Below are 12226 nucleotides of genomic sequence, written 5' to 3'. Positions count from 1 at the left end.
GGGCGGCCCGGCGGACCTGGGCGGCGGCGGCCATCTGGGCGGGGGTGACGCAGTCCGGCAGCGCCTCGACGCGGAAGGGGCGGTCATCGGCCCCGGCTGATCCCACTGCGGCAGCGGCCTGGACCTGCGCGCCCACGGTTCGTAACGCCGCCACCTGAGCGCGGCCGGTCGGTTCCGCATCGAGCAGGGCGACCTGGACCTCGACGGGGGTCGGGAAGCGACCTCCGATCACGACCCCGCGCCCGGGGGGCAGCCGCTCGGGCATGTTCGTGGCCGAGATGCCGGCCAGGGCGTAGTCGCCGGAATCGGCCATCCTCAGGATCAGCCGCTCGTCGATGAGGGAGGCCAGCCGGCCGGTCAGCCCGCGCCGATCCGTGGACAGGATCACCCTCAGCCCAGCCGCGGGGCCCTCCCGTAACAGCCGAAGGAGGCTGTCGACGAGTTCCCCGCCGTCGGAGTCCTCGGACGCGGCGAGCAGACCCTCGAAGCCGTCGAGGAGGAGCACCAGGTAGGGCGGGCGGACAGCGGTGTCGCCTCTGGTGACGGCGCGCGCCTCCCGTAGATCCGCCACCCCGTCCGCGGTGAGTCGCCGATGTCGCTGCTCGACGGCGACGGTCAGGCGGGCGAGCATCCGCCCGACCCGCTCGGGATCATCCCGGCCGACGAGTGCGCCGGTATGCGGCAGGCTGGTCAGGGCGGCCAGTGCGCCGCCGCTGTAGTCCAGCCCGTAGATGTGGACGTCTCGGGGGGACAGCGCGCCGGCGATCGCCCCCGCCGCGGTCCGCAGGGCCGTGGAGCGACCGGACCGTGGCGCGCCGACGACCATCAGATGGCCGCCGCCCTCCAGGTCCAACGTGAGGGACTGTTGCAACTGGCGATCACAGCGGTCGACCAGGCCGATGGCGACCGGGGCGAGCACCGCGCCGGTGCGGCCGGGTTCGGGACGGTGCCGCCCGGGCGGACCCGTGGGGCGTGCGTGCCGCTCGTCGGAACCGGGGGTGGCCGGCAGCGAGGAGAGAGGAATCCGCTCCGGTAGCGGCGGAAGCCAGGGACTGGGAAGGGCAGAAAGCCTCAGGGCGGTCGCGGCTTCGCGGACCGCCCGCACCAGAACGGTCAGCTCGGTATCGCTGGCCGCGCAGTCCCGAGACGCGACGCCGGCCGGCCGGTCGGGCCTCGGCGCCGGTGCACTGGGCTCGGGCCATGCCAACAGGGTCACCCGCGCAGCGGCCGCGCCGGTGGCCTCGTCACCTTCCGGCTGAACGGGACTGCCCACCCAGGCGGTCTGCACGGCGGTGAGCCGGTCGGGCCCGGTGCGTACGACTGCCCTGCCAGGGGTCGTGGGCACGATCGCGGCGGCGTCCGGACAGCCGACGACGTCCTCACTTTCGGCCCCGTCGGTCACTCGCAGGGCGATGCGCAGATTCGTGTTCGCCCGGATCTCCGGGGAGACGACGCCGCTTGGACGCTGGGTGGCCAGGAGCAGGTGGATGCCGAGGGAGCGCCCGCGCTGGGCGAGGCTGACCAGCCCGGTGACGAAGTCGGGCAGCTCTCGGGCCAGAGTGGCGAACTCGTCGACGACGAGAACCAGCCGTGGCGGGATCGCCAGCTCGCCGGGACCGGCACCCGGCGCCGCGCGGCGTAGAGCGTCGAGATCCTTGGCGCCGAACCGGGCGAGGAGTGCCTCGCGGCGGTGTAGCTCGGCGGACAGCGAGGTCAGGGCCCGGCGGACCAGATGCGGGTCGAGATCCGTGACGAGACCCACGGTGTGCGGCAGCGCGGCGCATTCGGCGAACGCGCTACCGCCCTTGTAGTCGACGAGCACGAACACCAGCTCGTCGGGCCGGTAGGTCACAGCATGCGCGGTGATGATCGTCTGAAGCAGTTCTGATTTGCCTGATCCGGTCGTGCCCGCGATCAGTCCGTGTGGGCCATCGCGGGAGAGGTCGAGGGTGAACGTCCCGCCGCCGGCGATTCCCACCGGAACGGGGCGGCTTCTCGGCGAGGGCCCGGTGGCCGGGGCGGACGACCATCTCCGCAGGATCGTCGACGTGGCCGGTCGGCCCCCGCCGATGATGTCCGACAGCCGCACGGCCATGGGGAGCGCGGCGTCGTCGTCGGCCGCGACGCGAAGCGGCGCGAGTGCCCGCGCCACCGACTCGTACCAACGGGCCGCCCCGGACGGTGCGTGACCGTCGTCCCCGGCCGGACCGATGAGGTCGGCGCGAACATTTCTGATCATCCCTGCCCGGTCCTGGCGCACCGTGAGATGCCCGCCGTCGGCTGCCACCACAGCCCGGCACTCGACCGGAAGATCATGGACGTCGGACTCCAGACAGAGCACGTGAATGCCCACCGGCGGGCCGGCGCGCAGCACCTGGATCAGTCCGGTGATCGACCGCAGCGAGCGTGCGCCGTCCAACACGAGCAGGACGTCGGGGCCGGCGGGGCGGCGGTCGGGCGGCAAACCCGCGCGGCGTTGCATCAGCGAGCGGAGTTCGGCGACGCACGCGATCCGGTCTGCCTCGTCTGTCGCGAACCGCACCGCTGCGTCCTGCGCGGCGGGACGACAGTGCGGCAGCCAGCGAGTCCAGCGCCACCCGGCGGCACGGTCGGCCTCGGCCGTCACCACGCGGATCGCCAGTTCCTCGGGGCTGTGCAGAACGGCGGCCTGCGCGACGAGCCACCAGCCGAGTTCCTGGGACCGGGCGCCCGGTGCCGCGACCCCGACGACGCCGTTCTCGCTCAGGGAGACCACGGCGGGCAGATCGGCGCGCATCGGGGCGGCCGGGTGATCGGGGATGTCGGTGATCCGGACGGTGCTTGGCTGGTGCGCGAGGCCAAGGCGAAGCCGCAGGTAGTCGGCGTCGCCCCGGCGCCGCGCCCACAGTCTGGAATCTCGTTGCCAGGCCGTGGCGAACAGGCTCGCCGGGTCGGGCTGCTCGGCGTGGCGCTCGGCGCACTCCACTTCGAGCGCCGCCTGCGCCGCGTGTTCCACCTCGTCGCGCAGTCGGCGATGGCGCGCGGTGGCCTCGCGGAACTGGCGACGGTCCCGCCGACGCCCGCTCACCACGGACAGGATCAGGTTCAACGGCCCGAGGACGGCGAACAGCAGGACGTAGAGCGTGTGCAGCACCGCGGCCATCCCCACAGCGGCGAGCAGGGGGAGGAACGTGGCCAGCACGGGGACAGGCGCTCGGCGAGGCTCCTCCGGCGCCGCGGGCAGCGCGAAGGTGGACGCCCGCTGGGGTAGGCGCAGCCGTGGTGGGCGGTTGACGTCGAGCCTTCCCGGGACGGTGGTGGACGGGAGGGCCAGAGGGGTGACCGCGGCGGGACGCAGGAGCCGCAACGCCATGCTTGGAGTGCGCACGGAGGCGACAATCGAGCCGGCGCCGCCTGCCTGATCCCACTCGACGGCGCTGGTGCCGGGACCGGGAACGACCGAACAGCTTCCATCGGCGGCGACCCGCACCGTCAGCACGGGTTCATCGGTGGCGGGGCCGGCAAGCAGGATGGCGCTGTCAGGAGCCGAGCCGACGGTGTGTTCGCCGACAGGCAGTGGATGAATGACGCCGGCGTCGGGGCCGGCGGTGACCATCAGATGGACCAGACCCGCGCCTGAGGCCCGGCGGGCCGGCGGCGCGTCGAGGGACACGACAGCGCCCTCGATCAATGGCGATCGGGCGAGCGGCAGAGTCGGGCTGAGCGGCCGGCCGTGGCCGGCGAGAGTCAGCGAGGGCCGGGGGCTGGCCCGCGCCGAGGTAGTGCCCGGGGGGAACGCGCGGACGGCGGTCGCCAGCGCGTCGGCGACGACGCCGAGTGGTGTGTCGGCACGGGCGCGCAGAAGCACGTCGACGTTCGTTCCAGCGCGGAAATCGTGAACGGTGAATGCGATCTGCATGGGCCGAAGATACGACCTTAAACGCCCGCCGGCTACCTCGGACGACGCTGCGTATATGAACTCGGCGTTGTGGTCGTGAACCTATCGATCGGACGACAGGAAAGCCGAATTACTGACCGGAGCGGGATCGGCGGTCGCGGCTGGCCCGTAGTCTGGAACGGGCCCGGGTCACTTCCGCTCCGGCCCTTGCGACCAGAGCGTCTCCGTCCTCGCTCGAGGCGCCAACGGCACCCCGAGTTCCCAGGTGGTGTCCCTGTTCGCGCTGCTCAGGATGGTTGTCGCCGGCGTGGGACGGAGTCGCGCCCACGAGGGCGACCCCCACGCTGACCGACAGCCGGATTCGGTGGCCGTGCACGTCGAGCGGTTCGTCGAGGGCCGCTGCCAGCCGTTCGGCAAGGTCCGCGACAATTGGCGCATCCCCGGAGCCGGCAAGCACGACAAACTCGTCGCCGTCCCATCGCCCGATGATGTCGGTGGGGCCGAGTACGCTCGAAAAGCGTCGGGCGACGGCATGCAGGGCGGCATCACCGGTCGGATATCCGAAGGAGTTGTTGATTCGACGAAATGCATCCAGGTCCAGGAAGAGAACGGCGGTCCCGGCCCGTTCCGGGGGAGGAGGTGTCAGCGTGGATGAGGCTGCGTTCACGTCCCGTGCTCCGGTGGCGTCCGACGCGCCTGATCTGCTGGGGGTGAGTCTGGCCGCGAGCAGGGTCCCCAGCGCCGTCCGGTTCGCCAGCCCGGTGATCGGATCCGTCGAGGCCTGACGGCGGAGGTCCTCTTCGCGGTGGCGCCGTTCACTTACGTCCTCGACGACGACGATCAGCCCGTCGCCGCGAATAAGGGTGCTCAGGCGGACGTCGAGCCAGCGGTGACCGCGCAGCGCCGGTTGCGGCAGCTCGATGCGGGCCCGGGTCCGCCGCCGATCGATCAGCTGCCGCGAGAGGAACGCCAGTGTCCGGATCGACGTGACCGGATCGAACACGGTGACCCCGGTCTGGCCGGAGGGCGAGGAACGGGCCTGGTTCATATTCGCCCCGGCCGGCTGTGCTGCGGCCTGCGCCGCGTGGTCGCACGCCGCCAACCAGCTCATGCCGGGCCGGACGGGGAGCAGGGCCACCCCGGTCGCGGCGCTGCGGCGCCAGGCCTCGTTGAGTCGGGTCACCGTCCCGTCCGGTCCGAGCACCGCGATAAGAGAGGGGAGGGAGTCGAACACGGCCGCCGCGACGTCATCGGTGGGCACGGAGGTGGAATCCTTCCGGCTGCCGCACCGTGGCGTCGGTTTGGCGCAGGGCGCGTCCTCGACCCGCACGGCGCGGGAGATGTGCCGTGGGACCGCTCCGGCCGGGTGTCTCCCGTGCCGGGTAGGGCTGCCGCGGCGGTGCCTTTCCGATCCTCGGGCGGTCACCGACGGGTGGATTCCGTTTTGTTAAACGGTGTGCCGCGAAAGGTGGTGGCGAGGGAATCGGGTGCGCAGGGGTAGTGAATTTACCGGCGTGTCGGCGCGCCCCGGCGCGGCGCAGGCACGGCGGGAACCGGTTGGGCTCGGTGCGACGGGATGGTGGCCGCTGTCGCAGCCACCATCCCGTCCTTGCGAAGAACCGGTCAGATCTTGGTGAGCAGGTCCTGCATACTGCTGATCTCGGCCGTCTGGGTGCGTCGAATATTCTCGGCAAGCTGTTTTGCCGACATGTGGAGGCCGTCACGGATCTCGGTCTTCGCCATGGTGACGGCGCCCTGGTGATGTTCGATCATCATGGCGAGAAACATCTCGTCGAAGGCCGGTCCAGTTGCGTTCTTCAGGGCGGTCATGTCCGCACTGGACATCATTCCCTCCATCGAGGCGGGCGGTGCCACGGTTGCCGTTCCGTGATCGCTCATGCCGTCGCCGCTCATGCCGTCGCTCATGCCGCCGTCGTCCATACCACCGCTGCCCATGCCGTGGCCAGCCGAGCCGTGGCCGGAAACACCCGCGTCGGCCGGGGGAGTGGTGGGCTGCCCCCAGCCGGTGAGCCAACCCGCCATGGTTGCGATCTGGGGCGCCTGCGCGGCTCGGATCTGCTGTGCGAGGGACCTGACCTGCGGGTTCTGAGCGCGGGACGGGGCCAGTTCGGCCATTTCGATGGCCTGCCGATGATGCGGGATCATTTTCTGGGCAAAGGCGATGTCGGCCGCGTTGTGGCTATCTTTGGCGGTCGTGGCAGTCGTGGGCGTGGCGCTGCTGCCCCCGCTGCCGCAGGCGCTGACGGTGACCGCGGCGAAAAGCGCCGAGATGAGCAGGATGAGTCGTCTCATGCTGAAGTCCCTCGTCCTCCGGATGCGTGCGGATCCGAATGTCGGGCCGCCGGGCGGGAGTCATCGAGGACGCACGCCGGCTGAGCCGGTCGGTCTACACGCGGAGCACGCAGAGGCGGGCGAGTGAGGGCGCACGGGGGCGAGGAAGGCCCCCGGGGGGTGGCCGCCCGGGGCGGCAGGGCGCAGGGCGTGAGCGGGTTCGTGCGCCGCCGGCCGCCCGGACGGCGCGGGCAAGCAACAGGGCGGCGAGCAGGATGCCCACCACCCGAAGGAATGCCAGGCACAGCTGCCCGGCGTGCCCGCCGTGACTCGCGGCCGGGTCGGGAGCCAGGGCCACAGGCGCCCCCCCGAGATCGGTTGGGTGCCCGGGGGCGGGCCGCTGGTGCGCTGCTGCGCCGTGCGGCGCGCCCGGCCGGTTCCCCACGGCGACCAGCGGCCTGTCAGAGCCGCGGAGTCCGCCTGGGTGGCCGTTGCGGTCGACGTGTGCGGACAGGCCCCCGTGCATGAGCAGAATGCCGAGGAGCACGGGCACGAGGATTGCGAGATACGGCCCGCGCCCGGTGATCTGTCCGCCGGCCCTGACACTCACCGTTGCATGATGCCTGAGGGGGCATCCCTCGACGGGATCCGACGCCACCTCCGATCCGCACCATCCCTGGGTGGTGCAGGGCTGGGCCTGGTGGCCGGCGCCGGGAGCTCAGGTCGGTGTCCCGGCCGTCGTGCAGCAACGCGGCGGCCAGGCCACGGCTGGCCGCCGCGTAGGCGTTGAAGTCTCCCAGCCAGGAAAAGAGCGCGGCGCCGGGCTCGCTCTCCTCGGCGCGCTCCTGAGCCCTGGCGCAGAGGGCTTCGACGCGGTCATGGAAGACGACTTCCAGTAGGGACCGCCGGAGGGGAAATGCCGGTGCAGGGTTGCCGAGCCCACCCCGGCGTGGCGGGCGATCTCCTCCAGGGAGGCGCTGGCTCCGTGGGCCGCAAAGGCCTCCTGGGCGGCGGCGAGGATGCGTTCGTCGTTGCGCCGGGCGTCCGCCCGCAAGGGCCGTCGCGCCGTTTGCTGCGCTCGACAGGGTCGTAAGGCGGCAGAGGCGCCTCGCCCGGTGCGGTGTGGGCACCCTGCGAGCGCCAGCACCATCATGGGCACCGCCGCAGCGGGGGGCAGAGTGTTTCCGCAGGTAACAAAGGGTGCTCGACGTGGCGGGCCACGCGAACGAAGGGCGGAGGCTCCGGGATTTGAACCCGGGAGGGGGTTGAAGCCCCCAACCGCATTAGCAGTGCGGCGCCATAGACCGGACTAGGCGAAGCCTCCCAACGTGCTCGCCCATCATAGCGTCTCCCCTGAGGGTGCCAACGGCCCGGGTGCCGGACCGGGCAGGCGGGCGGGATCACAGCCGTGGCTGGGCGGATCCGGCGTCGGCGTGCTCGGTGGGCGCAGCCTGGTCGGGGAGATCTCCCATGCCCAGCGCGGCGAGTACCGCGCGGTCGATCTCGCGGCGGCGGGCGTCGTCCGCCACCGGCTGGCCGTCGGCCTCCTGGACGTAGAAGGCGTCGACCACATCGAGTCCGAGGGTGGCGACGATGGCGGTGGCGACGTCGAGCCCCAGCCCGGACAGGGCCCGCACGATCCGGAACAGCACGCCGGCCCGGTCGGGCGCGCGTACCTCGAGGACGGTGGTCGAGCCAAGGTCGTCGTCGAAGATGACCTGCGGTGGGCCCGGAGTGGTCCACTGTTTCGCGCCGGAGTAGTCACGTTCCCGGGCCGCGAGCCGCGCGGCGAGGTCGAGGGTGCCGGCGAGGGCGGCCTGCAGGTCCGCGAGCAGCTTCGCCTCCTCCGGCACCCGGCCGTGTGGAGCGGCGACCGCGGCCTGCAACAGCGCGCGCCCGTCGGCGCCGCGGGCCGATGCCCGCCGGATGTCGAGCCGGTTGAGCGCGAGGACACCGGCGGTGACGGCGAGCAGCCCGACCTGGTCGGCGCTCACCACGACGATCTCGTACATCCCCTCGTCGGGCAGCGGGTTGACCTGGACGATGTGCTCCCCCGGCAGGGTGAGCAGGTCGCGCTGGCGGTCGTCCAGCCGCGGCGGGCAGGGCATCCGCTCGCCGCCGAGCAGTGCCCTGGACCGTTCGACCAGGTCGTTGATCAGACGTGCCTTCCAGGTGTTCCACGCGGTCGGCCCGGTGGCCCGGGAATCGGCCTCGGTCAGGCGGTGCAGCAGGGTGAGGATCCGGTCGCTGCCGGCGGCGGTGGCGACGGCCTGGATGGTCGCGAGATCGTCGATGTCGCGCCGGGTGGCCGTCTCGCCGAGCAGCAGGTGGTGGCGGACCATCGCGACGAGCACGTCGACGTCTTCGGCGGGCAGGCCGAGACGGGGGCCGATCAGTCGGATCTGTTCGATGCCGGCGTCGGTGTGGTCGCCGGGGAAGCCCTTGCCGATGTCGTGCAGCAGCGCGCCGAGCAGCAGCAGGTCGGGGCGGTCCACGTCGCGGGTGAACGCGGCGGCGTGGGCGGCGGTCTCCATGAGGTGCCGGTCGACGGTGTACCGGTGGTAGGGGTTGCGCTGCGGGCGGCTGCGCACGGCGGCCCACTCGGGCAGCAGCCGGACGAGCAGGCCGACCTGGTCGAGGGACTCGAGCACGCCGACGGCGGCCTCGCCCGTGGCGAGCAGGGCGACGAGCGCGTCGCGTGCGGCGGGCGGCCACGGCTGCGGCATCGGCGGCGCCTCTGCGGCGAGCCGGTCGACGGCGTAACGGCCCAGCGGCAGCCCGGTGCGGGCGGCGGCCGCGGCGACGCGCAGGACGAGGACCGGGTCCTTGGCCGGTTCGACGTCGAGGGCGAGCTGGATCTCGCCGCCCTGGTCGATCACCCCCTCGTCCAGGGGGCGGCGGACGGGACGCCGGCCGCGCCAGCGGGAGGTGTTGCGCAGCCCGGCGGCGGTGCGGTACCAGGTCGCGTCCCAGGCCCAGGAGATCGTCCGGCCGGCGTCGGCGACGGCGTGGGCCAGCGCCATCGAGTCGCGGTAGCCGAGTGCGTCGGCCACCGCGGTGCCGTCCTGCAGCAGCAGCCGGTCCTGCGGGCGGCCGGCGGCCAGGCGGCGGATCTCGCCGCGGGCGTCGAGCAGCACCCCGGCGGCGGCCAGCACCCGGTCGGAGGGGACCTCCGCGACCCAGGCCGCGGCGAGGGCGTGCAGGGCGTGCACGTCGCGCAGCCCGCCGCGGGATTCCTTGAGGTCCGGTTCGAGCAGGAAGGCCACCTCGCCGAGGCGGGCGGCCCGCTCGGCCACGGCAACGGCGAGGTCGGGCAGCCGTTTCGGGGCGCGGGTGCGCCAGCGGGTGCGGGCGCGGCGGGCGAGGTCGGCGGTCAGCGCCGCGTCACCGGCGACGTGGCGGGCGTCGAGCAGGCCGAGCGCGGCCTTCAGATCGTCGTCCGCCACGGTGATCGCCTCGTCGACGGTGCGCACGCTGTGGTCGAGGTCGACGCCGGCGTCCCACAGCGGGTACCAGACGGCGTCGGCGACGGTGACGATGTTCGGATGGGCTCCGTCGTGGAGGAGGACCAGGTCGAGGTCGCTGCCGAACGCCGGCTCCGCCCGGCCGTAGCCGCCGACGGCGACGAGGGCGAGGCCGGGGCCGGGATCGCCGAACAGTTCGGTGAGCGCCTCGTCGGCGAGGTCGGTGAGTTGGCGGCGCAGCTGCGGCCCGGTTGCCGTCGGCAGTTGCGCGGCGCGTCCCCTGAGGATCTCCAGACGGTCCTTCATGGCTGTCCTCCTCCGGCTCTGGCCGCTCCAACGCCACTCGGCTCGCGTCGGCCGAGTCGACACATGGCGCGGCACCGCGTCGATGGTCGCGCGGTGCCGCCTCATGTGATCGGGGTGAGGAGAGGAACGTCCGGGCCGATGCCCGGAGCGTCCCCGACCCCGGTGTTACCTGCGTGGTGCGGATTGCGGGTGATGTGCGAGCGGTGGCGGGCGCAGGAGTCGTGACTCGACGCTAGATCGCGTCGGCGCCCCGCTCGCCGGTGCGCACCCGGACCACGGAGTCGACCGGGACGACCCAGACCTTGCCGTCGCCGATCTTGCCGGTCTGCGCGGCCGTCGTGATCGCGGCGACCAGGTCGTCGGCGGTCTCGTCGGCCACGACGACCTCGATCTTGATCTTCGGGACGAAGTCGATCTTGTACTCCGCGCCGCGGTAGACCTCCGTGTGGCCCTTCTGCCGGCCGTAGCCCTGGACCTCGGAAATCGTCAGGCCATGCACGCCCAGGTTCTCCAACGCCGCCTTCACGTCGTCGACCTTGAAGGGCTTGATGACGGCGGTGACCAGTTTCGTCATGCCTGGACCTCCTCGGGCACCTTGACGGGGGTGACACTGGTGGTCCGCGAGCCGCCCCCACCGATGGACGTGAACCGGTAGGCCGTCTCGCCGTGCAGCGCCTCGTCCATGCCGGTGACCTGGTCCTCGTCGCTCATCCGCAGCCCGATCGTGTACTTGATCGCGAGTGCGATGATCGCCGTCACGACGGCCGAGTAGCCGAGCGTCGCGCCGACGGCCAGGGCCTGCTCGCCGAGGACACTCCACGGACCGCCGTAGAAGAGGCCGTCGTGGCCCGCCGAGTTGGTGTCCACGGTGGCGAACAAGCCGGTGAGCAGGGCGCCGAGCACACCGCCGATGAGGTGGACCGCACCGACGTCGAGCGAGTCGTCGATGCCGACCCTGCCCTTGACGGAGGTGGCCAGGGCGCAGACGACGCCGGCGATCCCGCCGACCGCGATGGAACCCATCGGGGAGACGAAACCGCAGGCCGGGGTGATGGCCACCAGACCGGCGACCGCACCGGACGCGGCACCCAGCGTGGTGGCCTTGCCGTCCCGGAGCTTCTCGATGGCGAGCCAGCCGAGGATCGCGACGCCCGTCGCGATCTGGGTGTTGAGCAGCGCGTACCCGGCGACCTTGTTCGCGCCCAGCGCCGAGCCGGCGTTGAACCCGAACCAGCCGACCCACAGGATGCCGGTGCCGAGCAGGACGAACGGCACGTTGTGCGGACGGAAGTCCCCGCCCGGCCAACCGGCCCGCCTGCCGAGCACCAGGGCCAGCACGATGGCGGCGATACCGGCGTTGGCGTGGACGACCGTGCCACCCGCGAAGTCCATCGCGCCACGCTTGAACAGCCAGCCGTTGGTCGCCCACACCCAGTGCGCGATCGGTGAGTAGACGAGCACCGACCACAGCGGCACGAAGACCGCGAAGGCACTGAACTTCATGCGGTCGGCAACGGAACCGGTGATGAGTGCGGGAGTGATGATCGCGAACATGAGCTGGAAGGCCACGAACACGACATACGGAATATTACCGTCACTACCGGACAGGTCCTGCAGTGCGAAGAAGTGGAATCCGCCCCAGAAGCCGTTGCCCGGACCGAAGGCGACGCTGAAGCCCACAACCGACCAGACCAGCGTGACGATGCCGATGCAGAAGAAGTTCTGCATGATCATGCCAAGGACATTCTTCGCCCGGACCATGCCGCCGTAGAAGAACGCCAGTCCGGGCGTCATAAACAGCACGATCGCGGAACTGATGAGCATCCATGCGGTATCGCCCGTATCCATTTTGACCATGTCTCTCCTGTCATCCCCCCGCGCGTTGCGCGGACTGCGCTCACCCGGTCCCCGGCCACGCTGCGCTCGTCCCGGTTCCTCGGGTCCGAAGAGTCGATAAGACCTGTTCCCAACCTGTGTCTTAGCTGTTTCTGACGTGTGAAATCGCTAAATTGGGCGGCAGGTGGCCCGTTTTGGTCGCCTAGCGGTGGGCGCACGGAGACTCTCCGACCGTTTCGGCGTGCTTCCGTGACTGTATAACTGCGTACAGTTACCGTCCGGCGGTGTGAGCAGTGTCCCCGCGGAGGGCTGGCATAGCGTCGGCGAACCGGACCCCGAGACCCGCCACCCCAGCGCTGTCGGCCGGCGCGTACCCATTGACAAGATTGGCCGTATTGACCTCGGCGGATTCGCCGAGCCCGTCCTGCCCATCCCCCGACAACGACCGGGA

Annotated in this window: 7 protein-coding genes and 1 tRNA gene; all 8 read right to left on the bottom strand. The window is 71.7% G+C overall.

The window, feature by feature from the left end:
* Positions 1-3898: FtsK/SpoIIIE domain-containing protein (locus NBZ83_RS09060; RefSeq protein ID WP_261574746.1), on the bottom strand; the 3898-nt coding region annotated here is incomplete at its 3' end.
* 109 nt (positions 3899-4007) lie between these two features.
* On the bottom strand, positions 4008-5138 hold the full coding sequence (locus NBZ83_RS09055) for a GGDEF domain-containing protein (protein ID WP_261565529.1): 1131 nt from the start codon (positions 5136-5138) through the stop codon (positions 4008-4010).
* Positions 5139-5500: 362 nt separating this feature from the next.
* On the bottom strand, positions 5501-6190 hold the full coding sequence (locus NBZ83_RS09050) for a DUF305 domain-containing protein (RefSeq protein ID WP_261565530.1): 690 nt from the start codon (positions 6188-6190) through the stop codon (positions 5501-5503).
* A gap of 697 nt (positions 6191-6887) precedes the next feature.
* The gene (locus tag NBZ83_RS33740; RefSeq protein WP_261565531.1) at positions 6888-7319 is read right to left on the bottom strand and encodes a helix-turn-helix domain-containing protein; all 432 of its coding nucleotides are present in this window, start codon (positions 7317-7319) and stop codon (positions 6888-6890) included.
* A gap of 83 nt (positions 7320-7402) precedes the next feature.
* A tRNA-Ser gene (locus NBZ83_RS09040) sits at positions 7403-7493 on the bottom strand.
* A gap of 76 nt (positions 7494-7569) precedes the next feature.
* Positions 7570-9939, bottom strand: coding sequence for a [protein-PII] uridylyltransferase (locus tag NBZ83_RS09035; RefSeq protein ID WP_261565532.1), 2370 nt, complete (start codon positions 9937-9939; stop codon positions 7570-7572).
* Between the two features lie 232 nt (positions 9940-10171).
* Positions 10172-10513 (bottom strand): P-II family nitrogen regulator, encoded by a 342-nt coding sequence (locus NBZ83_RS09030; protein WP_261565533.1) that lies wholly within the window; start codon positions 10511-10513, stop codon positions 10172-10174.
* Positions 10510-11796, bottom strand: coding sequence for an ammonium transporter (locus NBZ83_RS09025; protein WP_261565534.1), 1287 nt, complete (start codon positions 11794-11796; stop codon positions 10510-10512). Before NBZ83_RS09025 ends, NBZ83_RS09030 begins: the two co-directional genes overlap by 4 nt.
* Positions 11797-12226: the final 430 nt, after the last annotated feature.

Source organism: Frankia gtarii (assembly GCF_025403375.1).
GTDB lineage: Bacteria > Actinomycetota > Actinomycetes > Frankiales > Frankiaceae > Frankia > Frankia gtarii.
This window is presented reverse-complemented; position numbering and strand designations above follow the sequence as displayed.

Coding starts and splice junctions, on each gene's coding strand:
- NBZ83_RS09025 (WP_261565534.1), bottom strand. CDS start 11,796: ATGGTCAAAATGGATACGGGCGATACCGCATGGATGCTCATCAGTTCC.
- NBZ83_RS09035 (WP_261565532.1), bottom strand. CDS start 9,939: ATGAAGGACCGTCTGGAGATCCTCAGGGGACGCGCCGCGCAACTGCCG.
- NBZ83_RS09050 (WP_261565530.1), bottom strand. CDS start 6,190: ATGAGACGACTCATCCTGCTCATCTCGGCGCTTTTCGCCGCGGTCACC.
- NBZ83_RS09030 (WP_261565533.1), bottom strand. CDS start 10,513: ATGACGAAACTGGTCACCGCCGTCATCAAGCCCTTCAAGGTCGACGAC.
- NBZ83_RS33740 (WP_261565531.1), bottom strand. CDS start 7,319: ATGGTGCTGGCGCTCGCAGGGTGCCCACACCGCACCGGGCGAGGCGCC.